Below are 24,598 nucleotides of genomic sequence, written 5' to 3' on the forward strand. Positions count from 1 at the left end.
GCACGCGACGATCGCCGCCGCCACCGCCATCGGCGCCTGCAACACGAAGATCAGCCAGAAGCCCATGCCGCACAACGGCGCGCCGAACAGGACGAGCCGGGCCAGTCCCTGGGAGCCGCCTCGCGCATCGGTCCAGCGCGCGACCGCCAGATCGAACGCCGCATCCCAGAGCAAGGTGACCGCCAGCAACGCCCCCGCCGCCAGCGGACCGAACCCCGCGATCGACACCAGATAGAAGAGCATGATGCTCTCGAAACTGGTCCATACCACGCTCTTGCCCATATTGGCGCAGCTATAGCCGAGCTGGGTGCTCAGGACCGATCCGTCCGCTCCCCGCCCCGTGCGGGCAGAGGACTCGGTGGAAAGGATGTCGGGGTCGACCGTCGCCATGGACCCACGCCCCTAGACCCGGCGGCTTTCATTTATTTGACACGGCGAAAATATAGGGCCGCCCGATGGCCCGCCCGCATCGTCCACAAATCCGCCTGAGCGAACCGCAGCGCCGCGTGCTGATGCAGTTGCGGATCGAAGGGGCCGCGCCACGCACCCGGCTGGCACAATTGCTGGGCATGAACGGCGCGACGATGACGCGGCTGACCCAGTCGCTGCAGGCGCTGGACCTGATCGAGGAACTCGGCTCGCTGGACGCGGGCACGCGCGGGCGGCCGATGGTGCCGCTGACCGTGTCGGGCCATGGCGGCTGGGCGATCGGGGCCACGCCGCATCCCGGCTGGCTGGAACTGGTGATTGTCGATTTTCGCGGGCGACCGCTAGTCCATGACACGACACCGTTCGACAGCCCCGACCCGCGCGTCTTCGCCAAGGTCGTGGAGGCGCGGCTCCAGGCGCTGGCGGCGACGCATGGCTTCATGCGCGGCCGGTTCCTGGGACTAGGCGTCGCGGTGCCCGGCTATGCGCTGCCCGGCGACCGCAACCGGCGCATCGTCGTCGACCGGGTGGCGGGATGGAACGAGGTGCCGCTCGCCGAGCTGCTGGGCGATGCGCTGGGCATGCCGGTCTGGATCGAGAATGACGCGAGCGCGGCGACGCTGGCCGAATATTATCAGGACGGGATCATCGGGCGCTATCGATCGATCCTGACGCTGTTCCTGGGCCATGGCATCGGCGGCGGCCTGATCGCCGAGCGTGACCTGTTCCTGGGCGAACATGGCAATGCCGGGGAGGTCGGGCGGCTGTTTCCCGGTCACCGCGAACGCCCCTCCGGCATCGACCTGCTCCTGACCCTGCGCGAACAGGGTGTGGCGATCGACTCGCTGGCCGAGATCGAGGGGCTGCTGGACAGCCATGCCGAGATCATCACCGCCTGGACCGAGCGGGTGATCGGACAGCTCGACCTGGCGGTGATGAGCGGTACCGTCTGGCTCGATCCGGGCGCGGTGGTCATCTCCGGCGCACTGCCGCTGCCGCTGCTCCGGCGGATCGGCGACGGGCTGTCCGAGCGGTCGCGCCATCGCAAGGACAATTACCGCTCGTCGCTGCCGGATATCCATGCCTCCACGATCGGCAGCCGGGCCGTGGTGATCGGCGCGGCGATGATACCGGTCCATGCCATCACCGCGACCCATGCCCCCATTTAATTACATGTAAGCAAATAAAACTGTCATCGACGACCGCCAAGGGGTCCGCATTCCGAAACCTTGGGGGGTTAGCATGCAGACCAAATTCCTGGCGGGCGCGGCGCTGTTCGTGGCACCGATGATGACGCAACCGGCCTTGGCCCAGACGCAAAAGCCGTCGCAGGCCGAAACGACGGCACCCGACGCGGCCAAGCCCGATGCCGACCATTCGGACATCATCGTCACCGGCTCGGCCCGGCAGCAGCGCCGCTTCGACGTGTCCTATGCCGTCAATTCGCTGTCGCAGACCGATATCCAGAAGCTGGCGCCCAAGAGCACCACCGACCTGATCGGCACCCTGCCCGGCATCCATGTCGAGGCGACCGGCGGCGAAGTACAGAACATCACCCGCGTGCGCGGCATCCCGACCGATCGCGGGTTCCTCTATTACCAGCAGGACGGCCTGCCGCTGTTCCAGGAGCTGGACGGCTGGTTCTTCAACCAGGGCGACGGGATGAACCGGCTCGACCTGATGACCGATCGGATCGAAGTCGTGCGCGGTGGTCCGGCCCCGATCTACGCCAGCACGGCGGCCGCCATCGCCAATGTCATCACCGTCACCGGCACGCCGACGACGCGTGGCAAGGTGCAGGCGACGGTCGGCGACACCGGCTATCTGCGGCTCGACGCCTATCAGGCGGGCCCGGTCAACCAGGACACCTATTACGCGATCGGCGGCTTCCTCCGCTATCATGACGGCTATCGCGACTCGGGCTTCCCCAGCGATCGCGGCGGCCAGATCCGCGCCAATATCAAGCATGACCTGGCCAACGGCTTCATCAAGCTGTCGGGGCAATATACCGACGACCACAATGTCTTCTATCTGTCGATCCCGACCAACGATCCGCGCAATCCGTCGGTCAGCCTCAACCCCTATATCGACTATTTCAACGGCACGCTGAACACGCCCGCGCTGCGCGACGTCAGCATCAAATACCGCGACGGATCGGGCATCGTGCAGACCCAGCGCGGCGACCTGGCCAATGGCCGTCACATCCAGTTCGGCAATGTCGCCTTCGACTATGAGGGCGATCACGGCGACTGGCACGTCTCGGCCAAGGGCGGCCTGACGATGGGCAAGGTGCATTTCGACGCCTTCTACTCGACGTCCAACCCGGTCGACGGCACGAGCTTCGCCAACAACTACCTGGCCGCCGCCACGACCGCGTTCGGCCCCGGCATCACGCGCATGGGCTATAGCATCGCGGGCACCGGCGGGCAGACGCCCTATGATCCGGCGAGCGACTCCGGGCTGGTGATGCAGGCGCAGTATCGCTCGATCCAGACCGACTTCTATTCGACGCAAGGAGACCTGTCGGTCACGCGCAAGTTCGATACCGGCATCGGCAGCCACGACATCCGTGTCGGCACCTATGGCGCGTTCTGGGGCCAGAAGATGTTCACCGCGTACCAGAATTATCTGATCCAGGTGAAGTCGAAGCCGCAACTGCTCGACCTCGCGGCCTATGGCGCGAACGGCGCGGTGATGGGCTATGTCACCGACAAGGGCTCGCTGAACGACGCGGTGTCGCTGAATGCGGGCAGTGTCGAGGGGCAGGTGATCGCGCTCTACGGCACCGACACCTGGGACATCACCGACCGGCTGCGCTTCGATGCGGGCATTCGCCACGAATGGTACAGCTATAACGGCTATGCCCGGCTGACCGGCTCGTACAATCTGGGCGATGCGACGACGCTGGCCGACAACAGCACACGCGGCTTCACCGGCTCGACCGGCGCGCTCAAGCTGAAGCAGCAGGCGTCCAACTGGACGGTCGGCGCGAATTACGATCTCAGCCGCCATATCGGCATGTATCTGCGCGCCTCGCAGCTGGAAGTGCCGCCGGGCACGCCCCTCGCCTTCAGCTATCCGACCCCGGCCGTCATCCCGACCAAGGCCAAGCTGTATGAGGCGGGCGTGAAACTGGCTGCGGGCAGCTCATACCTCTACGTCACCGGCTTCTACACCAAGTTCGATCCGCTCAACGCCAGCTTTGCGGGCTTCAACTCCGCGACCGGGCGCGCCGACGTGACGACCAACTTCATCGGCACCGCCGAGACCAAGGGCATGGAGGCCGATGGCCGCCTGAAGCTGACCGGTCCCTTCTCGGTCGCAGGTTCGGTCACGGTGCAGAACCCGCGCTATCTGAACTTCAGTAGCAATACCGGCCTCGACGGCAGCCGGGCGAACGGCAAGCAGATCATCCGCGAGCCCAAGCTCTTCTTGAACGTCCGCCCCACCACCGACTTCCCAATCGGCGATGCGAATGTCAGCATCTATGGCCGCTACGACTATGTCGGCCGCCGCTACACCGACTTCTTCAACTCGACCGCGCTGCCCGCCTATGGGTCGTTCGGTTTGGGCGGGATCGTGACGTCGGGCGCGTGGCAGTTTCAGGTCGTCGGCGACAACATCACCAACGCGCACGGCTTTACCGAGGGCAATACGGCGGGCGACCGCTTCGGCCAGGGCGTGCCCACCGCGATCTTCGGACGTCCCCTGTTCGGGCGCAATGTGCGCCTGATCGTCAGCCGCAAATGGTGATCGGCGGCTGACACCCATCCCCACCCTGGGGCGGGCAGCCTCTCTGGCCGCCCGCCCCCCTTTTTGATCGAAAGCCCGTCATGAACCGTCCGCTTTTGGCCGTCATCGCCACCTGCCTTGCCGCGTCCGCCGCCCATGCCTCGCCCGAAGGCACGATGCGCCGTCTCCACGATCCTGAGGGCGGCCTGATCGTCATCGCGCACCGCGGCTGTCACGAGGCCGCGCCGCGTCATGGCCTGGGCACGACGCCGGAAAACTCGCCCGCCGCGCTGATGCAGTGTGTCGCGCTGGGTGCCGATGTGATGGAAACCGATGTGCGCCGCAGCCGCGACGGCCATCTGGTCATCATGCACGACGACAGCGTCGACCGGACCACGAATGGCACCGGCAAGGTCGCCGACCTCAGCCTCGCCCAGCTGAAGGCGTTGCGCCTGCGCCAGGACGAGGGCGGCGCGGGGGCCGCGCTGACCGACCAGCATATCCCGACGCTGGACGAACTGCTGGCGCTCGCAAAGGGTCGGGTCGTCCTGAACCTCGACGTTAAGGATGCTATCTATGGCGAGGTGGTCGATGCCGTGCACCGGGCGGGCGCGCAGGACCGGGTGATCGTCAAGACCTTTGCCGGTGTCGCGTCGGTGCCGCTCGCCGCGATCGCGCCCTATGACCGCGTTCCCTTCGCGGTCATCCCGATCAGCCCGCAACCCGATGCCGGAGACGTGCCGCAGATCATTGCCAACCAGATGGCGGGCCGGGTCAAGCCGATCGCGATCGAGCTGCCCGTCCTACCGCTGACCACCCTGCCCCGCGTCATGCAGCGCGCCAAGGCGGTGGGCGTGCCCATCTGGATCAACACGCTGTTCAAGGGCTTCGTGACCGGCATGGGCGGTGACCCTGAGGCGCGGCAGGACCCCAAGGCGGTGTGGGGACGCCTGGCCGACATGGGCGTGAAGCTGTTCCAGACCGATGCGGTCGAAGACCTGCTCCGCTACCGCGACGAACGCGAAGGCAGGACGCGGTAACGGGAACCGGTCCCAACGGGGTTTGACAGGCACCCCGATGGTACGGGAAAGCCCCGCCTGCGCGGCGGGGCCCCGATCCTGCGTGCGACAGGCGACCGGAGGAGACAGGAATGCGAGTGCTGGTCATCGGTCTGGGCGACATCGCGCACAAAGCCTATCTGCCCGTCCTCGCGGTGCAGCCGTCGCTGGAACTGCATCTGGTGACCCGCAACGCGCAGGTCCTGCACGACACGGCGCGCGCGTTTCGCGTGGCGGGGGCGTATTCCAGTCTGGACGAAGCCCTGCGCACGGGTCCGTTCGACGTCGCCTTCGTCCATGCCGCGACCGAGGCGCATCCGGCATTGGTAGAGCGTCTGCTCGCTGCGCGCATCCCGACCTTTGTCGACAAGCCGCTGGCCGATACGTTGACGGAGGTGCAACGTCTGGTCGCCCTGTCGCAGGCGCAGGACACGCTGCTGCGCGTCGGCTTCAACCGGCGGTTCGCACCCTGCTATGCGGCGCTGCGGGGATCGGGCGCCGACCTGATCGTCATGGAGAAGCACCGCCATCGCCAGCCGGACGCTCCGCGCCGGGTGGTCTTCGACGACTTCATCCATGTCGTCGACACGCTGCTGTTCCTCGCCCCCGGAGCGGTGCGTCGCCGCGTGATCGAACCGCGCATGGTCGACGGGCGGCTGCATGCGGTCACGCTGATGCTGGCTGGCGACGGCTTTACCGCCATCGGAATGATGCACCGCGACAGCGGCCTCAACGAAGAACGGCTGGAGCTGACCGGTGGCGGTGTTCGCCATGCGGTGCTGGATATGGCCACGCAGGTCCGCATCGCCGCCGGGACCGAAAGCCGCGCGCGGCGGGGCGACTGGACCACGGTCGGCGAGCAGCGCGGGTTCCAGGCAATGTGCCTCGATTTCCTCGCCGCCGCACGCGAGCGCAGGGCGACGCCGGCGCAGGATATCCTCGCCACCCATGAATTGTGCGAGGCGGTGACCGAGAGCGCCGAGCGGCTGGTCGGACGCGCTATCGGCTGAGATACGCCTCCAGCGCGTCACTGCCGCCGATCCGCTCGCCGTCGATAAAGACTTGCGGCGTCGTGGCGACGTCCTGCTCCGCCTTGAACGCGTCGACCTCGTCACGTGACGACAGGATGCGGTCGTCGACCTGATAACCCGCCGCCTCCAGCATCTGCTTGGCCCGCACGCCGAAGGGGCAGGTGTGCTCGGGCAGGATCATCCGGTAGAGGATCGCCGTCTTCTGCTCCGCCATGTTCGTCTCCTGTGGTCGTCCCGTCAGAGCGTCGACCCGCACAAAGGGTTCCGCTTCTCCGCCGACGCTTGCGCCCCACCGGGGCTTCCCGCATCATTCGCCGCATGACACCCACCCGCCGCTCCGTCCTTGCCGCCGGTCTTGCCTTGGTCGCCACCCCCGGCGCAGCGGCCGAAACCGAGCCGCGCCTTCGCCGCCTGTCGCCCGGCCTCGACCGGATGATCGCGCCGGGCACCGAGCCGGAAGTGATCGCGACCGATATCCGCTGGGCGGAAGGGCCGGTGTGGGTGCCGCGCGGCGGCTATCTGCTATTCTCCGATCCGCCCGCCAATATCGTGCGCCGGTGGCAACGGGGGCGCGGCGTTTCGGTGGTGCTGAACCCCTCGGGCGCGGGTGGCACCGATCCCCGGCTGGTGCGCGAGCCTGGTGCCAACGGTCTGGCGCTCGACGCGCGCGGCGCACTGCTGATCGCCAATAGCGGCGGGCGGAGCATCGACCGGGTCGACTTGGCAAGCGGCCGCCGAACGGTGCTGGCCGATCGTTATGCGGGCAAGCGCTTCAACAGCCCCAACGACCTGCACGTCGCGCGCGACGGGGCGATCTGGTTCACCGACCCGCCCTATGGCTTTCAGGACGGCGATTCCTCCTCGTTGAAGGAGCAGCCGGTCAACGGCGTCTATCGCCGCCGCGCCGATGGACGGATCGACCTGATCGACGGCACGCTGACCCGACCCAACGGCGTCGCCCTGTCTCCCGACGAGCGGCGCCTCTATGTCTCGGTCTCGGATTCGGCGGCGCCCCGGATCATGGTCTATGACGTCGATCCGCGCGGGCAAGTGAGCGGGCGGCGTGTCCTGCTCGATGCGCGGACGATGGCGGCGTCGGGCGGTGCGGGACTGCCCGATGGGATGAAGGTCGCGCGCGACGGGACGCTCGTCTGCTCGGTGCCCGGCGGCATGATGCTGATGACCCCGGAGGCCGAACCGCTGGGCCTGATCGAACAAGACGCGCCGATCGCCAATTGTGCCTTTGGCGAGGGCGGCCGCGCGCTGTTCATGGCGGCCAATGACCGCATCCTGCGCCTCGCCCTGCGCCCCGGCTGGCAGGGCTGAGCGGCTAGGCCGCAGCCTCGACCCTACTGGTGGAGACGGGGATGGCGATGGTGCAATGCACCCCGTCGGGGCCCAGCTCATAGGTGGTGCGCGCGTTCAACTGATAGGGAAGCGCCCGCTCGATCAGCTCGCGCCCCTGGCCGCCCCGCCGGGGATGGGGCTGGGGCGGCGGCATGGCGACGCCACTCTCCCGCCAGTCGATATGCAGCCAGGGCTTGCCGTCCGGGCCGGACGGGTCGAGGCACCAGGTGATCGACAGCCGCCCATCGGCCTGGCCCAGCGCGCCATATTTGATCGCGTTGGTCGCCAGTTCGTGGAGCGCCATCGCCAGCGTGTGCACGGTCGAAGAGCGCAGCCGCACGTCCTTCGGCCCGTCCAGCGTCACCCGCCCCGCCCGTCCGTCCATCGCCGCCAATTCGGTCTGGATCAGGTCCTCGAACGATACCCGGTCATGGTCGCTCAACCGCGACAACAGCCCCTGCACCCGCGACAGCGCCGCCAGCCGATCGTCGAAATGCGCCAGGAAATCGGGCAGTTCGTCGGTCCCGCGCGCCGTATGGTCGGCGATGGAGCGAACGACCCCCATCAGGTTGCTGGTCCGGTGCTGCAACTCGGCGATCAGCACGCGCTGCGACGCCTCGCTCCGTCGCAACGCGGCCTCGGTCTTGTGACGCTCGGTCAGGTCGGCGGTTACCACCAGGAAGCGGTTGCCATGCCCGCCCGCCAGCGGCAGCAGCGAGATCGTACTGCTCGCCCAGACCTGCGAGCCGTCGGGGCGGAAATACCGCTTGTCGAGCGTGCGGGGACGGCCGGTCGCCGCGGCCTGTTCGATCGCCGCCAGGCTGGGCGCCATATCGTCGGGATGGGTGATATCGGCCACGCTGGAGCGGAGCAGCAGCTCGGCGGGACGGTCGAGGATGCGGCACAGTTCGTCATTCACCCGCTGGAAGCGCCCGTCCGGCGTGATGACCGACAGGCCGACCGGCGCGGTCGCGAAGATCGCCGCAAGCTGGCTCTCCGTCTCGGCCAGCTTGACCTGCACCACCTCTTCGCGAAGCCGCAATATCTCGGCCTGCGCCACCTTCCACTCGGTGATGTCGCGCGTCGTCGTCGCCACGCCGTCGCCTAGCTTCACGACCGTCTGATAGAACCAGCCATCAAACTGTTCATGGGTATAGTGATGCTCGGCCTGCTCGGGCTGGCCGGTTTCGGTCACGCGGCAAAAGGCGTCGAAAATACCCTCGACGATCACCCCCGGATTGCGCTGCAACAGGCTTTCGCCATGCACCTCGCCATAGCGGCTGGCCGAAGTGTGGTTGTTGAGCACCCAGCGGAAATCGACGATCCGACCCTGGTCGTCGCGGATCGCCTCGAACACCTGAATCATATCGGTCGACGCGTCCATGGTCGCCTGCAACAGCTCATAGCTGGCCTGCAACACGGCGGCGTCCTGCTTTTGCCCGTTCGTCTCTTCCACCCGCGCCATTCCGACAGCCGCCTACATCCTCGCTTCCGCTGCCATAGCAGCCCGAAAGGGCCACGTATGCTGCGCATATTAAAGCGACACGACGGGACGACGTGATCGAATGTCCGACTTTCGGCGCACGGCATAATCCTTGCCCTACCCTCGGCATCCTCTACACTTGTTCGACTAAAACATAACCGTGACGGGAGCAGGAACGGATGACTATCGATAGCGGCGGGATCAGCCGTCGGCAGGCGCTGGCGGGCGGGGCATGGGCCGGTGGCGCGATGCTGGGATCGGCCGCCATGGCGACGCCACCGCACACCGCAATGCTGGCACCCCGCCCACCCATGGGGTGGAACAGCTGGAACAGCTTTGCCACCACCATCACCGAGGCGCAGGCGCGCGAGACCGCCGCCATCATGGCCCGAAAGCTGCTGCCCTTCGGCTATGACATCTTCACCGTCGACATTCAGTGGTACGAGCCGGACGCGTCCAGCTATACCTATAACGCGGCGCCGATGCCCGCGATGGATGGCTATGGCCGGTTGATCCCCGCGCCCAACCGCTTTCCGTCCAGCGCCGACGGCTCCGGCTTCACCAAGCTGGCGGCCGATGTCCGTGCCATGGGCATGAAGTTCGGCATTCACCTGATGCGCGGCATTCCCCGGCTGGCCGTCAAGCGCAACCTGCCGATCCTCGGCACCCGCTACCGCGCCGCCGACATTGCCGACACCACCAGCATCTGCCCGTGGAACCCGGACATGTACGGCGTCGACATGACCAAGCCCGGCGCGCAGGCCTATTATGACAGCGTGTTCGCGCTCTACGCCGGATGGGGCGTCGATTTCGTCAAGATGGACGATATGAGCCGCCCCTATGACGCCCACGCGCCCGAGATCGAGGCGGTGCACAAGGCGATCGGCGCAACCGGCCGTCCCATCATCCTCAGCCTGTCGCCGGGCGAGACCCCCGTCATCCGGGGTCCGCATGTCCGCCGCCATGCGCAGATGTGGCGCATCTCGGACGATTTCTGGGACGAATGGGCGATGCTGGAGGCGCAGTTCACCCGGCTGGAGAATTGGACACCCCATCGCGGGCCCGGCGCATGGCCCGATGCCGACATGCTGCCACTTGGACGGCTGGCGCTGGGCAAGCGCGATACCAAGTTCACGCCCGACGAGCAGCGGACGCTGATGACGCTCTGGTCGATCGCACGCTCGCCGCTGATCATGGGCGGCGACCTGCGTTATCTGGACGCCGCCACATTGGCCCTGCTGACCAACCGCGCCGTGCTGGCGGTCAACCAGGCCTCGACCGACAACCAGCCGCATTTCGTCGCGGACGGCACGCGGATCTGGTCCGCCAAGCCCGAAGGCGCGCCCGGCGACCGCTATCTCGCGCTGTTCAACACCACCGACAAACCCCTGGAGGTCGGCATCGCCCTGTCGCAGCTGGGCCTGTCGCGCGATGTGGAGGCGATCGACCTGTGGGAGAGCAAGAGCCTGGGCCGGGCCACGCGCCGCTTCGCCCGAACCCTGCCGCCGCACGGATCGGGGCTCTATCGTCTGCGCGCCTGAGGGAGGTGAACGAACCGTCCTCAACCGGACATACCGTGGTGGGGATCGGGGTGGCAGGATGCGGCGCATGACGAACGCCCTGCCCCTGCGCCTCTGGCTTGCTCCGCTGCCGATCCTCCTGCTGGTCGCCGCTCCGGCCAGCGCGCAGGACCGGCGACAGGTCGGCGAGCCCGCGCTGCCGACACAGGTCTGCACCAGCCTGGCCCCCGACGATGCCGCGTGGCCGAAGGAGACGCGGCGGATACAGGCGGCGATCGACCATTGTCCGGCGGGTGCCGCCGTCCGGCTGACCGGCGCGGGACGCTTCGTCAGTGGGCCGTTGCGCATGAAATCGGGCGTGACGCTGTGGCTCGATCGCGGGGCGGTCCTGACGGCGGTCCCCGATCCGCGCGCCTATGACCGCGGGCAAGGGCTGTGCGGAACGATCGCGGCGAAGGGCAATGGCTGCCTGCCCTTCCTGTCCTTCGCCGGCACGCGCGGTGGCGGGATCGTCGGCGACGGGGTGATCGACGGTTCGGGCGGCGCGGTCATGGTCGGGCATGACGAAAGCTGGTGGCAGCTCGCCCGCCGTGCCCAGCGCGAGGGCGGCAAGCAGAACAATCCCCGGCTGATCGAAGCGGACGACGCGCGCGACCTGACCTTTTACCGCGTGACCCTGCACGATGCGCCCAATTTCCATCTCGTGCTGAACGGGGTGGAGGGTGCGACCATCTGGGGCATCCGCATCGATACGCCCGCCGACGCGCGGAACACCGATGGCATCGACCCGGGCGCGTCGCAGGACGTGACCATCGCCGACAGCTTTATCCGCACCGGCGACGACAATATCGCGATCAAGGCCGGGCATGGGCCTACCCGCTACATCTCGATCCTCGACAGCCATTTCTATGCGGGCCACGGCCTGTCGATTGGCAGTGAGACCAATGCCGGGGTCAGCGATATCCTGGTCCGCAACGTGACGCTGGACGGCACGACCTCGGGCCTGCGGATCAAGAGCGATGCCAGCCGGGGCGGGCTCGTGACACGAGTTCGTTATGAGGGCGTCTGCCTGCGCGGCAATCAGCGGCCGATCGACTTCGACACCCGCTACGATCCGGGGGCCAGCGGGATGGATATCCCGGTCTATCGCGACATCCTGCTGAAGGGCGTCACCGGGGAGGACGGCACGCTCGTGCTGCGGGGCCATGATGCGCACCACCCGGTGCAGGTGACGCTGGACGGTGTGCGCTTCGCCGCAACCGCGCGGTGGCAGGTCGAAAATGCAGCACTGTCGGCTGGCCCGGGCGGCGTATCGCCGACCCCGCCGGGCCTGACCCTGCCGCCCGCCATCGGCCCGGCACCCGATTGCGCCGCGCGCTGGCTGCCGTTTCCGGCGGGCGATTAACGCACCTCCGGCACCACGCCCTTGGGGGCGGCGGACAGGCGGCGGATCAGGTCCGTTTCCGCCGCACGATAGGGCGTGCCGTCGCGGCGGAATACCTCGTGGAACCAGATGGTCGGCTCCTCCAGCACATAGGGCCGTTTCCAGCTGTCCCAGGGCAAGCGCGTCTGCGTCTTCCCGTCGACAAAGCCCCAGTTCATCATCGCGACATTGTAGCGCTTGGCGATGGGCAGCGAGCCGTCGAAGGTCGATCCATTGCCGCGCGCCATATATTCGGTGCACAGGATCGGGCGGTGATAGGGCAGCAACTGCTTCACCCGCCGCTCGAACGTCTCGGGCCAGCTATAGTCGTGAAAGGTGATGACGTCGGACTGCGACAATTGCAGCCGGTCCATCGCCGAGGCCTTTCCGTCCGGCGTCCAGTCGTCGCCCTGCCACACGCCGGAAGTCAGCGGCTGCGACGGTTCGGCCGCGCGCGCCCAGTCGAACACCTGCGCCAGCATCGCGCGGACCAGCGGTTCCTTGCCCTCCTGCCCCGGATATTGGTCGGCACCATTGTCGGGCTCGTTCCACAGGTCCCAGCCCAGGACGCGCGGATCGTCCTTGAACGCGCCGATCACCCCCTGGACATAGGCCCGGTATCTCGGCCAGTTCGCCCGGTCGCGCAGGCCCGCCATGCCCGGCCCCTGCACCCAGCCGGAATTGTGGACGCCGGGGATCGGCGGATGCTGCGGCCCCAGCTTCGGGTTCGGGTCCCAGCAGCTGTCGAACAGCACGAACAGCGGGCGGATGCCATGCGCCTTCGCCATGGTCAGGAATGCGTCGATCCGCCGCCGAAAGCCGTCCGGGTCCTGCGTCCAGAGCTGATCGTGCAGGAACACCCGCATGGTGTTCATGCCGATGCCCTGCGCCAGGCCCAGTTCGCGGTCGATCCGCTGAGGGTCCCAGGTCTCGGCCTGCCACATCTCCAGCTGGTTGATCGCACTGGCGGGGGTGTAGTTCGCGCCGACCAGCCAGGGCTGGCGGTCATACCAGGCCTTGGCCTGCGCCTCGGTCCAGCGGGGTCGCGCCTCGGCGGGCAGTAGCGGCACCATCGCGACGATCGCCGCCGCCAGCCATAGGCGCATCCCCATTCCCGTCTCTCCCGCGTCGACGCCCAAGGTCTTTTGCCCAGGCCGGTGTCCGACCGAATGTCCTTGAAAAAGTCGGACTTATCAAGTCATGTTCGTCATCGAACGATGCCGCCGCCCGACACAGAGCGCCCGTTCGACGAGGAGAGGATCAGGATGAGGCCGTTCGCCCCTATCGCCGCCGCGCTTGTTCTGGCGCTGACCGTCGCCGGATCGGCCGCGGCGAAGAACCCGCAGTTCGAGGGGGCCGACCCTCATGCGATGATGATCGACGGCGAGATGTGGATCTTCCCGACCGGCGGGCCGGGCGGAAGCTGGGCCGCGGACCGGTTCGGGGCCTTTTCCAGCCGCGAACTGAAGACCTGGCGGCCGCGCGGCGAGCTGATCCGGCGCGATCAGATACGCTGGATCAAGGACGACGGTGCGCCCGAGCATTTCCTGTGGGCGCCCGGCGTCGCGACGCGCGGGGGCAAATATTATCTCTATTACTCGGTCGGCCCACAGAATCCGACGCCCAGTCGGATCGGCGTCGCGGTCGCCGATCGGCCGGAGGGACCCTATCGCGACAGCGGTCGTCCGCTCGTCACCGGCGGACAGGGTTTCGAGGCGATCGACCCGATGGTCTTCCAGGATGCCCGATCGGGTAAGATCTATCTTTATGCAGGCGGCAGCGCGGGCGCGAAGCTGCGCGTGTGGGAGTTAAAGCCCGACATGGTGACCCTCGCGCGCGAAGTGCCGGTCGCCACCCCGCCGCACTTCACCGAGGGCGCGTTCCTGCACGAGCGGAATGGCACCTATTATCTGTCCTACAGCCATGGCCGGTTCAACGGGCCGGACTATTCGGTGCACTACGCCACCGCGCCTTCGCCCATCGGCCCATGGCGCTATCGCGGCGCGATCCTGACCAGCGACACTACGCATCAGGGCCCCGGCCATCACAGCTTCGTCGAAATGCCGGACGGTCGCTGGCTGATCGTCTACCACCGCTGGGACCGCGCGCCCGGCCCCGGCCCATTCCAGGGCGAGCGCGTGGTAGCGATCGACCGCATCACCTATGCCCCGGATGGCACCATCCGTCCGGTCCGCATGACCGATGAAGACGCCCCGGTCCTGCCGATGGCGCGGCGGCGCTAAGGCAGGCCGCGTTACGAGGCGGCGACGCCGTTGTCGGGACGATAGCCGAGCTGCTGCGAAATACGCGCGGTCGCCTCGGCCAGGATCAGTCGTGCCTCGGCGATCGTCACCGACTGCGATCCGTCGATCGTCTCCAGGAACGGGATGGTCAGCGCCGCCATGCAGTCGCCGCCAAAGCCGAATACCGGATAGCTGATATCGGTCACGCCGCGCGTGATCGGGCTTTCGCGCAGTTCATAGCCTTGCGCCCGCACCCGCTCCAAATCCTCGGCCAGACGCACCCGGCCGATCGGCCGCCCCTGCGCCAGCTCGGCCCGGTCGATGATCCGTCCCAGCTGTGCCGGGGGGGCGAAGGCCAGCAGCACCTTGCCCGAACAGCTCGCCACGATGTCGATCGACGCGCCCATGCGCAGCGCGAAGCCGCGCGTGCCGGGATTTTCCTCGCGCGCGATGACCAAGCCCGCACCGCCCTCGATCACCACCAAGTGACAGGACTGCCCGACGGTCAGCGCCAGCGACTGCATCTCGGGCAGGGCGGCGGCGGTCAGCTGGCGCGCCGGCGTGGCGCGATAGGCGATGTCGAGGAATTTGTAGGTGACGCGATACCGGTCGTCGATCGGCGACTTTTCCAGATAGCGCGCCTCCTCCATCACCACGACGATACGGAACAGCTCGCCCAGCGACCGGCCGAGCGCGGTCGCCATCTCGCTGACCAACATGCCCTGCGGATGGTTGGCGAGCAGTTCGATGATGAGGAACGCCTTGTCGAGCGCCGGGGCGGCATAGCTGCCCTTGCGGATGCGTCCCTCGCCCGTCTTGCCGCCCTCGACCGTCATACCGTCCCCCAGAACCAGTCCTATCGATTAGGACGCCGCCGGGCATCGGGCAAGGCGCGTCGCCTTAAGCGGTCACGCGATGGTGACTATCGCCTTCAGGACCGAATCCGCCTCGGCGATCAGCTCGGGCAGGCGCCGCGGCGCTTCGTCCAGCGTCAGCGCATGGGTGCGGATCGCGTCGGTCGGAATAGCGCCCGACCGGATGCTGGCGATGACATGATCGAAATCGACCGACAACGCATTGCGGCTGGCGATCAGCGTCGTCTCGCGCTTGTGGAATTCGGGATCGGCAAAGACCAGATCGTCCTTGCACACGCCGACCAGCGTATAGCTGCCGCCATGCGCGACCCAGCCGAGCCCGGCGCGCATCGCATGGATATTGCCCGTGGCGTCGAACACATGGTCGAACATCTCGCCCTTGCTGATCGTCGACAGCGCCTCGGCCAGGCCGTCGTCCGCGACGACGCCCTCGTCCAGCCCCAGGTGATCGCGGGCATAGGCCAGGCGCGGCGCGCGCGTATCGACCAGCACGATACGCCCCGCCCCGGCGATCCGCGCAAACAGTGCGACCGCCACGCCGATCGGCCCCGCGCCGACGACCACCGCATCCTCGCCGACGGACAGGCCCGAGCGCCGCACCGCATGCGCACCGATCGCCAGGAACTCGACCATCGCCGCCTGGTCCAGTGACAGGCCCGTCGCGTCGATCACCGCGCCTTCGGGCACCGACAGCCATTCGCACATGCCGCCATCGGCATGGACGCCCAGCACGCTGATCCGGGCGCAGCAATTGGGCTTGCCCCGGCGACAGGCGCGGCACGTCCCGCAGGAAATATAGGGATTGATCGTCACGACCTGCCCCACCGTCAACGACGAACCCGCCGGCGCCTCGGCCACTTCGCCCGCCAGTTCATGGCCGATCAGGCGGGGATATTCGAGGAACGGATGCTTGCCGCCATAGATATGATAGTCCGTGCCGCAAATTCCCGCACGGCGCATCCGCAGCAGGACCTCGCCATCGCCGCGCACCGGGCGGGGGCGTTGCTCGACCCGGATCTCCTCCGGCTGCACACAGACCAGCGCCTTCATCTCCGCCTCTCCCGAATTCCTATATGCGATCATACTCTCACATATGCCATTGAAGCGCGGGGTAGGGAACGCTAAAACGACAGCATCATGCAAAGGGTGACCAACGGCCCAAGCGCACCGACAAGAGAGGAGGCCCCGATATGGCCCGACGCGTATGTTTCGCCCTGGATCTGGTCGCCGATGCCGCGCTGATCGCGGAATATGAACGCGCCCATGCGCCCGGCGCGGCTTGGCCGGAGGTAACCGAGGCGATCCGAGCCAAGGGCTTCACCGCGATGGAAATTTGGCGCACCGGCGACCGCCTGTTCATGATCGCCGAGGTCGCGGACGACTGGCCCCGCGCCATCCCCGCCGAACTGGCGGCGACCGATGCGAAATGGGAAGCAGCGATGGATCGCTTCCAAAAGCCACTGCCCCACGCCGCGCCGGGCGAGAAATGGGTGGCGATGGACCGCATCTTCGCGCTGGACGGCCAGTGACGAGGGCTGCTCCGGTAATCCTGCAATTCGGCACCAGCCGTTTCCTCCAGGCGCATGTCGATCTGTTCGCGGAGGAGGCCCGCGCCGCCGGACAGGAGGTGCCGCCGATCGTGATCGTCCAGACGACCCGCGATGCCGAACGGGCGCGGCGCTTGGCGGGCTTTGCCGATCCATCGGGTTTCCCGGTCATCCTGCGGGGCCTGCGCGACGGTGTTCGGGAAGAACGCACCGTCCAGGTGCGCAGCGTGCGTGAGGGCCTGAGCGCCGCCGCCGACTGGGACCGGCTGGTCGCGCTGGCAGTCGAGGCGGCGAGCCATATCGTCTCCAACACCGGCGACACCGGCTATGCCGTTCCCGAGGGCGACCGTGCCGCGCCGCGAGAGGATCAGGTTCCGGCCAGCTTCTGCGGGATGCTGACCGAATTGCTCCATCGCCGCTGGCAGGCAGGGCGTCCGGGGGTGACGATGCTCCCGTGCGAGCTGGTCGTGCGCAATGGCGACGTGCTGCGCGCCGCGATCACCGGCTTGGCGCGTGAACAAGGACGCGATGTGGCGTTCGTCGCATGGCTGGACAAAGCGTGCATCTGGGCCAACACGCTGGTCGACCGGATCGTCAGCGAACCGCTCTCGCCCGCCGGGGCGGTGGCCGAGCCCTATGCGCTCTGGGCGATCGAGCGGCAGCCGACGCTGGTCCTGCCCTTCACCCATCCCGCCATCGTACTGACCGGCGATCTGGAGCGGTTCGAGCGGCTGAAGCTGCATATCCTGAACCTGGGGCATAGCTGGCTGGCGGCCCGCTGGCACGGGCAAGGCGACGCGCCGGACCAGACGGTCCGCGCCGCACTGGCCGACGCCGAGACGCGCACCGCGCTCGACCGGGTGATGGCGGAAGAGGTGCTGCCCGGTTTTGCCGTGCACGGAATGGCGGACGAGGCGAAGGACTATATCGCCACCACCCTGGAGCGGTTCGCCAACCCGTTTCTCGACCACCGGCTGTCGGATATCTTCGGCGGTCATCCCGCCAAGGTCGACAAGCGGATTGGCGAATTTATCCGCTGGGTGGACGGCTCCGGTAAGGCGGTGGCGATGCCGGAGTTGCGGGCCTTGGCGGCGCGACCGAGCTAAACGTCGCGAAGGGTATGGGCGGCGATATCCTCCCCGTCTTCGATCAGTGGGCGCGTAACCCGAGACGAAGCCACATCCAGATAAGCCTTCTTTCCCTCGCCCCTCAAAGAGGGGAGAGGGTTGCGCAGACTTGGTCTTTGCGAAAGCAAAGGCTTAGTCGGAGCTGGGTGAGGGGTGAAGCGCTCGCATAGCGCGCGCGAGCCAAAAGCTCGTTCAACCCCTCACCCAAGCTGCGCTAGCCAGCCAGCTGGCAAGCTCCGCTAACCCTCTCCCCTATCCAGGGGAGAGGGGTAAGTGCCCTACGCCGCCCTCGGCAGGCAGGCCGGGCCCTTGGCGCCCGCCGCCTTGTAGGTCAGCACGAACTCCTGATGGCCCAGCGCCTCCGACTTGGTCTGCGCGCCGCCCGACACCGCCACGATCAGGTCGACGATCTCCGTCCCCACCTCGTCCAGCGTCGCCTCGCCATAGAGGATACGACCGGCGTTCACGTCCATGTCGCCCTCCATCCGCGCATACATTTCCGGATTGGCCGCGATCTTCACGACCGGCGAGATGGCCGATCCGACCACCGATCCGCGCCCCGTCACGAACAGATTGATATGCGCGCCGCACGCGATCAGCTCGCCGATCTCGGCATTGTCGACGATGTTGGGGAAACCGAACTTCGGATCGCCCGCCGGCACCACGTCGAGCAGATACAGCCCCGGCCCCGGCGCCTGTTCGGCGGGCAGGATGACGCCCGTGATCGGACGGCTGCCCGACTTGGCATAGGCCCCCGCCGACTTCTCTTCCTGGCTGGTCAGGCCGCCTTCGGCATTGCCCGGCGCGAAGCTGCCATAGCCCATCGCGCGGTAATAACGCTCGGCCTGCGCGACCGAGGCGATCAGCGCCTCCGCCACCTCCGGCGTCGCGGCGCGCTCGGCCATATGGCCTTCGCAACCGATCATCTCGCCGGTCTCCTCGAAGATGCAGATCGCGCCCGCATCGTAGAGCGTGTCGAAGGCGCGGCCGACCGCCGGGTTGCCGGTGATACCGCTGGTCCCGTCCGACCCGCCGCAGATGGTGCCGATCACCAGTTCGGACATCGCCATCGGCACGCGCACCGCTTGCGCATCGGCCGCCGCACGGACGCGCTCGACGGCGGCGATCCCCGCCTCCATCGCGCCGCGCGTGCCACCCGATTGCTGGATCACGATCGTCTCGACCGGCCGCCCCTGCTCGCGCGCATTGGCGGCCAGCGCCTCGCGGTTGAAGCTCTCGCAACCCAGCGACAGCAGGACGACGCCACCGACATTGGGGTGCGTGGTCAGCGCCTTCATCATCGCCAGCGCATAGTCATTGGGGTAACAGCCGGGAAAACCGATCAGCTGCACGCGCGGATCGTCCATGCTGTCGACGATCCGCCGCGCGACATGGTGCGCGCATTCGACCAGATAGACGACGACGATGGCGTCGCGAATGCCCTTGCGCCCGTCGGGGCGGGCCCAGGCCTGCCAAGTCCGCTCGGCCGTCATGCGTGATCTCCATGGGCGTCGCGCAGATGCGCGGGGATATAGTCGCTTTGCATATTGTGCATATGGACCCAGCCTCCCGCTGGGGCATCATGGGTCATCGACCCGATCGGCATGCCATATTTGATGACCTTGTCGCCGGTCGCCAGCGGCACCACTGCCAGCTTATGGCCCAGCGCCACCCGCTCGGTGATCGACAGGTCGTAACCATCGACGGTGATATGCTCACCCGGCTCGACCGTGCGGCAACAGACCGCGACATTGTCGGTCGGGGTCAGGCGGATCGCGGCGACGCTCATGCGCCCTCTCCCGGCAGAGGCGCGTCGGGGCGGACCAGCCCTTGGCCACGCAGCTCCGCCCAGAAGGCGGCGGGAATGGGTTCGGCGTAAAGTCGCATCGTATCGGATACCTGTCGGGGATCGGCTATGCCCGGAATGACGCTGGCAATCTGGGGATGGGCGAGCACAAAAGCGAGGGCCGCGGCGGGCAGCGTCACGCCGTGCCGCGCCGCCACCGCCTCCAGCGCGCGGACCTTGCCCAGCACGGTTTCGGGCGCAGGCGCGTAATTGTAGCGGGCGGCCGCCTCGCTGCCTGTCGCCAGGATGCCGCTATTGTAAGGGCCACCGATCACGATGGCGGTGTCCGCCGCCGCGCAGGCCGGGAAGAAGCCGTCCAGCGCGCCCTGCTCCAGCAGCGTGTAGCGACCGGCGAGCAGGATGACGTCGAACCGCGCCTCCTCCATCAGGTCCAGGCAGACCTCGACCTCGTTCACGCCCAGGCCAAACCCGGCGATGGTACCCTCGTCCCGCAACCGCTCCAGCGCCTTGAACCCGCCGCCCGTCGTCAGCTGCTCGCGATATTTGGCATCCGCCTCGCCATGCGTGACGCGGCCGATATCGTGGATGAACAGCAGGTCGACCCGCGCGAGGCCCAGCCGCTGCAGGCTGTGCTCATGGCTGCGCAGGATGCCGTCATGCGTATAGTCGTAGCGGGCGCGGAACGGCATGGCGGTGTGGAAGCCATCGCGTTCGCGATCGTCGGTGATGGTGGCGTCGGGCTCCATCAACCGGCCGACCTTGGTCGAGACGATCACATCCTGCCGTCCGCGCAGGGCATCACCCAGACGGCGTTCGCTCAGCCCCCGGCCATAATGCGGCGCGGTGTCGAAATAACAGAAGCCCGCCGCCAGCGCGGCGTCGAGCGTCGCCTCGGCCTGCGCGTCGTCCATGGCTGCATAGAGATTGCCCATCGCCGCCGCGCCAAAGCCCAGTTCGGGCAGCGTGCAGTCGGTCTTGCCCACCCGGCGGCGGGGAAAATCGGTCATAGGTTCAGGCCCAGTCGATAGATGCGATTGGCGTTGCGCCCCCACAGGTCGCGCCGCTCCTCGTCGGAAAAGCCGGTCAGCAGCGCTTCGTAAGCGCCCAGCGTCCGATCGAGATCGGCCGCCAGCCGGTCGGTCGGGAAATTGGTCGCGACCATCACGCGGTCCGTGCCGAACCGGTCGATGACCTCGGCAACGATATCGGCGAACCCGGCGGGGTCGAAGCGCGGGCCGATGAAGCCCGCGCCCGACAGCTTGATGGCGGCGTGCGGCATGGCGGCAAAGGCGATCAGTCCGGCGCGCCATTCCTCCAACCCGTCCGCCATGATGGGCAGCGCCAGATGGTTGAGGATCACCGGCACCTCCGGGTGCCGCGCGGCGATCTCCGCCAGCCCCGCCAGTTGCGGCGGAAAACCGTGAAAGTCGTAGCTCAGGCCATAACGCCCCAGCAGCGCATAACCTGCCCGCCAGTTGGGATCGCGGGTCAGGTCCATGTCATAGGCGCGCCGCGACGGGTCGGTCGGATGCCAGTTGATCAGGTGTCGGATGCCCTTCACGCGGGGGTGGCCCGCCTGCCAGGCCAGTCGCGGCTCGACCGCTGGATGGTTCAGTTCGACCCGCGCGACGATACCGCTGGGCAGGCCATCGTCCTGCGCAACGCGATTCAGCCAGACCGTCTCGTCCGCGCCCTGGGACGGATCGGCGCCCGCATCGACATGCACCGCGCCGACCAGATTCCAAGCGGACAGCTCGGCGCGATAATCGGCGATGCGATAGTCGGGCGCGATGGCCGCATTCTCGGCCGCGTCCAACCAGGGATAGCGCAGAACGCCGTGGTCCCACAGGTGGAAATGCGCATCGACAAAGGGCGGCCGCGCGGCGCTCACGCCATCGTCCATCCGCCATCGATGACGTGCATCTGCCCGGTCGTGTACGCGCTCTCGTCCGAGGCGAGATACAAAGCGAGCGAGGCGATCTCCTCGGCGCGGCCCAGCCGTCCCATGGGCTGGCGGGCGACAAAGGCCGCGCGGGCCGCCTCCGCATCGCCGGTCGCCGCCAGTCGCTCGTCCAGGCTGGGCGACTGGACGGTTCCGGGGCAGATCGCGTTGCAGCGAATGCCCTGGCCGACATAATCGAGCGCGACCGAACGGGTGATCCCCGCCACCGCGCCCTTGGACGCGCAATAGGCATAGCGGTTGCCGACCCCGATGATCGCCCCCGCAACCGAGGCCATGTTGACGATCGCCCCACCCCCTTGCGCGATCATGGCGGGCAGGAACGCCTGCAGCATATGGGTGATGGCATGGACGTTCAGGTCGAAGGACAGGCGATAGCCCGCATCCTTCGTCGCCAGCAGATCGCCCGCATCGACATAACCCGCGCAGTTGAACAGCACGTCGACCGCGCCCGTCCGCTCACCGAACGCGGCGATCGCGGCCGGGTCGAGCAGGTCGAGCGTCTCGGTCATGCAGCCCTGAAGGCTCGCCAGCGCCTCGGCATTGCGATCGACGGCGATCACCTGAGCGCCCTCGGCCGCGAACAATTCGGCGGCGGCGCGGCCGATACCCTGGCCAGCGCCGGTCACGATCGCCCGCTTGCCCGACAGACGGTTCATCCATTCTTCTCCTTGTGGCGTCCGATCAGGACCGCAAAACCCAAAACAACCGCGAAGCTGAGCGTGGGGACGAGCATCGCGAAGGTGATTCCGGCGTGATCGGACACCAGCCCCATCAGCGCGGTCAGGCCCGCGCCGCCGATGATCGCCATCACGATCAGCGAAGCCCCGGCACGACGCAGCGGCCCCAGCCCCTCGATCCCCAGCGCGAAGATGGTCGGGAACTGGATCGACATGAAGAAGCTCGCCGCGACCAGCGCGATCAGCCCCGGCCAGCCGCCCAGCACACCCGCCACCGCCGTCAGTGCGATCGACAGACCCGCGAACAGCGCCAGCAGCCTGACCGGCGCGGCACGCCCCATCAGCGCACTGCCCAGGAAGCGCCCGGCGGCGAACAGCACCAGCGAGACGAACAGCGCATCCGCGCCGCTCCGCTCGTTCAGGCCCGCATTGGCCTGCGCATAGCGGATAGTGTAGCTCCACACGCCGACCTGCGCGCCCACGTAAAAGAACTGCGCGACCACCGCGCCCAACAAGCGCTTCTGCCGGAACACATCGACGAAGCGACCGCCCGAGGACGGGCCGTCGCTCGCCCGGTGCGGCGTGCCGCTGGGAAAGCGAACCAGCGCGGCGGCCAGCGCGAAGAGCAGCACGACGATGGCGATGGCGACATAGGGCGGCGCGATCGCCTGCACCTCGGCCTTGTAGAAGGCGGTGCGCGCGGCGGCGTCCATCGTGGCGAGCGCGCGTTCGTCATGCTCGATGCCCGACAGGATGAAGTTGCGCCCGATCAGGATGCCGGTAATCGCACCCAGCGGGTTCGCCGCCTGCGCCCAGTTCAACCGCCGCGTCGCCCCCGCCGGATCGCCCAGCTCGCCCATCAACGGATTGGCCGAGGTCTCGAGGAACGCCAAACCCGCCGCGATCACGAAAAGGCCGAGCAGGAACAGCTGGTACAGGCTGGCCGCCGCCGCCGGATAGAAGAGCAGCGCGCCGGTGCCGTACAGCGTCAGCCCCAGCACGATCGCCGCCTTGTAGCCGAAGCGCCGCATCACCATCGAGGCGGGCACGGCGAGCAGGAAATAGCCGAGATAGAAGACCTGCTGGACAAAGCTGGTCCCGAAGTCGCTGAGCGTAAACGCCTTGCGAAATTGCGCGATCAGGATGTCGTTCAGGTTATTGGCCATGCCCCACAGGAAGAACAGGCTGACCGTGATGATGAGCGCGGGCAGATAGCCACGCGCCACGGTGCCCTGCCCGGCAGATGCGGCATGACCCGGCTCTCCCGGTTGCGGGTCGACGGTCAGATCGGCGGGAATGGCCATCAGTCCTGCCCTCCTTCACACCGGGCCGCTCGATTGCCCACCATGGCTGCACTCCCTCTCCATGAAATCTCTATTTTATATGCGTAACCTTATGGTGGCCGGTGCACGCTTGGCAAGTGTTAACGGGAGCGACGCGGACCCTGCGTCGCTCCCCGACCGCTTCATTTCAGGTGCGGCGTGACCGTCACGCGGCGTCGACGAAGCGCTGCGTCTGCTCGCCCAGACCGTCGATGCCCAGCCGCACCGTCTGTCCGGCGCGCAGATAGACCGGCGGCTTCTGGCCCATGCCCACGCCCTTGGGCGTGCCGGTGGTGATGATGTCGCCGGGCTCCAGCGTGCAGAACCGGCTAACGTACGAAACGATTTCGGCGATGGTGAAGATCATGTCGGCGGTGTTGCCGTCCTGATAGCGCTGGCCATCGACCTCCAGCCACAGGCGCAACGCCTGCGGATCGCCCACCTCGTCGGCGGTGACCAGCCAGGGGCCGGTCGGGCCGAACGTGTCGCAGCCCTTGCCCTTGTCCCAGGTGCCGCCACGCTCCAGCTGATAGGCGCGCTCGCTGACGTCATGCACGACGCAATAGCCCGCGACATGCGCCAGCGCCTCGTCCTGCGAGACATAGCGCGCGCGGCTGCCGATCACGACGCCCAGCTCAACCTCCCAATCGGTTTTTTCGGACCCGCGCGGGATTTCGACATCATCGTTCGGGCCGACGATCGCGCTCGACCATTTGCCGAACACCACCGGCTCGGCCGGGATGGGCAGATTGCTCTCGGCCGCATGGTCGCGATAGTTGAGGCCGATACAGACGAACTTGCCCGGCCGCGCGATGCACGACCCCAGGCGCGGATTCCCCTCGACCAGCGGCAGCGTGGCGGGATCGAGCGCGGCGATTGCGGCCAGGCCCTGCGGCGTCAGGCGGTCGCCGCCCAGATCGCCCAGCGCGTCGGGCAAGGCGCGGATGTGACCGTCCGCATCCAGCAACCCGGCGCGCTCCTGCCCGATTTCTCCATAACGCAGCAGCTTCATCG

General features: G+C 67.5%; 23 protein-coding genes. 10 read left to right on the forward strand and 13 right to left on the reverse strand.

Translation table 11 applies throughout. The annotated features are described in order from the left end of the window. The coding region (locus tag SB4_RS08820; RefSeq protein ID WP_193753773.1) for an MFS transporter at positions 1-390 on the reverse strand (390 nt) is incomplete at its 3' end. Positions 391-455: 65 nt separating this feature from the next. Here SB4_RS08820 and SB4_RS08825 point away from each other — a divergent pair. From SB4_RS08825 to SB4_RS08840, 4 genes are all read left to right on the forward strand, one after another. Beyond that, positions 456-1,598 carry an ROK family transcriptional regulator gene (locus tag SB4_RS08825; protein WP_082670075.1) on the forward strand — a complete coding sequence of 381 codons (1,143 nt, stop codon included), beginning with the start codon at positions 456-458 and terminating at the stop codon, positions 1,596-1,598. Positions 1,599-1,671: 73 nt separating this feature from the next. Next, a complete protein-coding gene (locus tag SB4_RS08830; RefSeq protein WP_058752282.1) occupies positions 1,672-4,182 on the forward strand; it encodes a TonB-dependent receptor in 2,511 nt (836 codons plus the stop codon). A gap of 80 nt (positions 4,183-4,262) precedes the next feature. After that, on the forward strand, positions 4,263-5,201 hold the full coding sequence (locus SB4_RS08835; protein ID WP_058752283.1) for a glycerophosphodiester phosphodiesterase family protein: 939 nt from the start codon (positions 4,263-4,265) through the stop codon (positions 5,199-5,201). A gap of 110 nt (positions 5,202-5,311) precedes the next feature. Then, on the forward strand, positions 5,312-6,229 hold the full coding sequence (locus SB4_RS08840) for a Gfo/Idh/MocA family protein (protein WP_058752284.1): 918 nt from the start codon (positions 5,312-5,314) through the stop codon (positions 6,227-6,229). Here SB4_RS08840 and SB4_RS08845 read toward each other — a convergent pair. Beyond that, positions 6,219-6,464 (reverse strand): glutaredoxin domain-containing protein, encoded by a 246-nt coding sequence (locus tag SB4_RS08845; RefSeq protein WP_058732240.1) that lies wholly within the window; start codon positions 6,462-6,464, stop codon positions 6,219-6,221. The genes SB4_RS08840 and SB4_RS08845 overlap by 11 nt on opposite strands. A gap of 104 nt (positions 6,465-6,568) precedes the next feature. Here SB4_RS08845 and SB4_RS08850 point away from each other — a divergent pair, with 104 nt between their 5' ends. Then, a complete protein-coding gene (locus SB4_RS08850; RefSeq protein ID WP_058752285.1) occupies positions 6,569-7,576 on the forward strand; it encodes an SMP-30/gluconolactonase/LRE family protein in 1,008 nt (335 codons plus the stop codon). A gap of 4 nt (positions 7,577-7,580) precedes the next feature. Here the strand turns inward: SB4_RS08850 and SB4_RS08855 are convergent, their stop codons facing one another. Continuing rightward, the gene (locus tag SB4_RS08855; RefSeq protein ID WP_058752286.1) at positions 7,581-9,062 is read right to left on the reverse strand and encodes a sensor histidine kinase; all 1,482 of its coding nucleotides are present in this window, start codon (positions 9,060-9,062) and stop codon (positions 7,581-7,583) included. Between the two features lie 197 nt (positions 9,063-9,259). On the opposite strand from SB4_RS08855, the gene SB4_RS08860 reads away from it, so the two are divergent. Beyond that, positions 9,260-10,621, forward strand: coding sequence for a glycoside hydrolase family 27 protein (locus tag SB4_RS08860; protein ID WP_058752287.1), 1,362 nt, complete (start codon positions 9,260-9,262; stop codon positions 10,619-10,621). A gap of 67 nt (positions 10,622-10,688) precedes the next feature. Continuing rightward, positions 10,689-12,005, forward strand: a complete 1,317-nt coding sequence (locus tag SB4_RS08865) for a glycoside hydrolase family 28 protein (RefSeq protein ID WP_082670077.1) — start codon at positions 10,689-10,691, stop codon at positions 12,003-12,005. Here the strand turns inward: SB4_RS08865 and SB4_RS08870 are convergent. Continuing rightward, complete coding sequence (locus tag SB4_RS08870) at positions 12,002-13,129, reverse strand: cellulase family glycosylhydrolase (RefSeq protein ID WP_058752288.1); 1,128 nt, start codon at positions 13,127-13,129, stop codon at positions 12,002-12,004. The genes SB4_RS08865 and SB4_RS08870 overlap by 4 nt on opposite strands. A 159-nt stretch (positions 13,130-13,288) precedes the next feature. On the opposite strand from SB4_RS08870, the gene SB4_RS08875 reads away from it, so the two are divergent. After that, positions 13,289-14,266 carry a family 43 glycosylhydrolase gene (locus SB4_RS08875; RefSeq protein WP_058752289.1) on the forward strand — a complete coding sequence of 326 codons (978 nt, stop codon included), beginning with the start codon at positions 13,289-13,291 and terminating at the stop codon, positions 14,264-14,266. An 11-nt stretch (positions 14,267-14,277) separates the two neighbouring features. Here SB4_RS08875 and SB4_RS08880 read toward each other — a convergent pair whose 3' ends face one another. Together SB4_RS08880 and SB4_RS08885 are read right to left on the reverse strand one after the other, a co-directional pair. After that, positions 14,278-15,102, reverse strand: coding sequence for an IclR family transcriptional regulator (locus tag SB4_RS08880; protein WP_058732235.1), 825 nt, complete (start codon positions 15,100-15,102; stop codon positions 14,278-14,280). 72 nt (positions 15,103-15,174) lie between these two features. Continuing rightward, entirely contained in the window at positions 15,175-16,224 is a 1,050-nt protein-coding gene (locus tag SB4_RS08885) for a zinc-binding alcohol dehydrogenase family protein (protein WP_241488555.1), read from the reverse strand. A 107-nt stretch (positions 16,225-16,331) separates the two neighbouring features. Here SB4_RS08885 and SB4_RS08890 point away from each other — a divergent pair, with 107 nt between their 5' ends. Continuing rightward, on the forward strand, positions 16,332-16,670 hold the full coding sequence (locus SB4_RS08890) for an L-rhamnose mutarotase (RefSeq protein WP_058752291.1): 339 nt from the start codon (positions 16,332-16,334) through the stop codon (positions 16,668-16,670). Beyond that, positions 16,667-17,794, forward strand: coding sequence for a mannitol dehydrogenase family protein (locus SB4_RS08895; protein WP_241488556.1), 1,128 nt, complete (start codon positions 16,667-16,669; stop codon positions 17,792-17,794). Before SB4_RS08890 ends, SB4_RS08895 begins: the two co-directional genes overlap by 4 nt. A 299-nt stretch (positions 17,795-18,093) precedes the next feature. Here the strand turns inward: SB4_RS08895 and SB4_RS08900 are convergent, their stop codons facing one another. The 7 genes from SB4_RS08900 to SB4_RS08930 form a co-directional block, all read right to left on the reverse strand. Beyond that, positions 18,094-19,308: a UxaA family hydrolase gene (locus tag SB4_RS08900; protein WP_058752293.1), complete on the reverse strand. Its 1,215-nt coding sequence runs from the start codon at positions 19,306-19,308 to the stop codon at positions 18,094-18,096. Then, on the reverse strand, positions 19,305-19,604 hold the full coding sequence (locus SB4_RS08905; protein WP_058716386.1) for a UxaA family hydrolase: 300 nt from the start codon (positions 19,602-19,604) through the stop codon (positions 19,305-19,307). Before SB4_RS08905 ends, SB4_RS08900 begins: the two co-directional genes overlap by 4 nt. Further along, complete coding sequence (locus SB4_RS08910) at positions 19,601-20,629, reverse strand: aldo/keto reductase (protein ID WP_058752294.1); 1,029 nt, start codon at positions 20,627-20,629, stop codon at positions 19,601-19,603. The genes SB4_RS08905 and SB4_RS08910 overlap by 4 nt, the downstream gene beginning before the upstream one ends. Then, positions 20,626-21,513, reverse strand: a complete 888-nt coding sequence (locus SB4_RS08915) for an amidohydrolase family protein (protein WP_241488557.1) — start codon at positions 21,511-21,513, stop codon at positions 20,626-20,628. The genes SB4_RS08910 and SB4_RS08915 overlap by 4 nt, the downstream gene beginning before the upstream one ends. After that, on the reverse strand, positions 21,510-22,241 hold the full coding sequence (locus tag SB4_RS08920) for an SDR family oxidoreductase (RefSeq protein WP_058752296.1): 732 nt from the start codon (positions 22,239-22,241) through the stop codon (positions 21,510-21,512). The genes SB4_RS08915 and SB4_RS08920 overlap by 4 nt, the downstream gene beginning before the upstream one ends. Then, a complete protein-coding gene (gene fucP / locus SB4_RS08925; protein ID WP_058752297.1) occupies positions 22,238-23,566 on the reverse strand; it encodes an L-fucose:H+ symporter permease in 1,329 nt (442 codons plus the stop codon). The genes SB4_RS08920 and fucP overlap by 4 nt, the downstream gene beginning before the upstream one ends. A gap of 184 nt (positions 23,567-23,750) precedes the next feature. Next, positions 23,751-24,596, reverse strand: a complete 846-nt coding sequence (locus tag SB4_RS08930) for a fumarylacetoacetate hydrolase family protein (RefSeq protein ID WP_058752298.1) — start codon at positions 24,594-24,596, stop codon at positions 23,751-23,753. Positions 24,597-24,598 lie beyond the last annotated feature (2 nt).

This window comes from Sphingomonas sanguinis (genome assembly GCF_001476905.1).
Taxonomy (GTDB): Bacteria; Pseudomonadota; Alphaproteobacteria; order Sphingomonadales; family Sphingomonadaceae; genus Sphingomonas; species Sphingomonas sanguinis_B.

Coding starts and splice junctions, on each gene's coding strand:
- SB4_RS08825 (WP_082670075.1), top strand. CDS start 456: ATGGCCCGCCCGCATCGTCCACAAATCCGCCTGAGCGAACCGCAGCGC.
- SB4_RS08830 (WP_058752282.1), top strand. CDS start 1,672: ATGCAGACCAAATTCCTGGCGGGCGCGGCGCTGTTCGTGGCACCGATG.
- SB4_RS08835 (WP_058752283.1), top strand. CDS start 4,263: ATGAACCGTCCGCTTTTGGCCGTCATCGCCACCTGCCTTGCCGCGTCC.
- SB4_RS08840 (WP_058752284.1), top strand. CDS start 5,312: ATGCGAGTGCTGGTCATCGGTCTGGGCGACATCGCGCACAAAGCCTAT.
- SB4_RS08845 (WP_058732240.1), bottom strand. CDS start 6,464: ATGGCGGAGCAGAAGACGGCGATCCTCTACCGGATGATCCTGCCCGAG.
- SB4_RS08850 (WP_058752285.1), top strand. CDS start 6,569: ATGACACCCACCCGCCGCTCCGTCCTTGCCGCCGGTCTTGCCTTGGTC.
- SB4_RS08855 (WP_058752286.1), bottom strand. CDS start 9,062: ATGGCGCGGGTGGAAGAGACGAACGGGCAAAAGCAGGACGCCGCCGTG.
- SB4_RS08860 (WP_058752287.1), top strand. CDS start 9,260: ATGACTATCGATAGCGGCGGGATCAGCCGTCGGCAGGCGCTGGCGGGC.
- SB4_RS08865 (WP_082670077.1), top strand. CDS start 10,689: ATGACGAACGCCCTGCCCCTGCGCCTCTGGCTTGCTCCGCTGCCGATC.
- SB4_RS08870 (WP_058752288.1), bottom strand. CDS start 13,129: ATGCGCCTATGGCTGGCGGCGGCGATCGTCGCGATGGTGCCGCTACTG.
- SB4_RS08875 (WP_058752289.1), top strand. CDS start 13,289: ATGAGGCCGTTCGCCCCTATCGCCGCCGCGCTTGTTCTGGCGCTGACC.
- SB4_RS08880 (WP_058732235.1), bottom strand. CDS start 15,102: ATGACGGTCGAGGGCGGCAAGACGGGCGAGGGACGCATCCGCAAGGGC.
- SB4_RS08885 (WP_241488555.1), bottom strand. CDS start 16,224: ATGATCGCATATAGGAATTCGGGAGAGGCGGAGATGAAGGCGCTGGTC.
- SB4_RS08890 (WP_058752291.1), top strand. CDS start 16,332: ATGGCCCGACGCGTATGTTTCGCCCTGGATCTGGTCGCCGATGCCGCG.
- SB4_RS08900 (WP_058752293.1), bottom strand. CDS start 19,308: ATGACGGCCGAGCGGACTTGGCAGGCCTGGGCCCGCCCCGACGGGCGC.
- SB4_RS08905 (WP_058716386.1), bottom strand. CDS start 19,604: ATGAGCGTCGCCGCGATCCGCCTGACCCCGACCGACAATGTCGCGGTC.
- SB4_RS08910 (WP_058752294.1), bottom strand. CDS start 20,629: ATGACCGATTTTCCCCGCCGCCGGGTGGGCAAGACCGACTGCACGCTG.
- SB4_RS08920 (WP_058752296.1), bottom strand. CDS start 22,241: ATGAACCGTCTGTCGGGCAAGCGGGCGATCGTGACCGGCGCTGGCCAG.
- fucP (WP_058752297.1), bottom strand. CDS start 23,566: ATGGCCATTCCCGCCGATCTGACCGTCGACCCGCAACCGGGAGAGCCG.
- SB4_RS08930 (WP_058752298.1), bottom strand. CDS start 24,596: ATGAAGCTGCTGCGTTATGGAGAAATCGGGCAGGAGCGCGCCGGGTTG.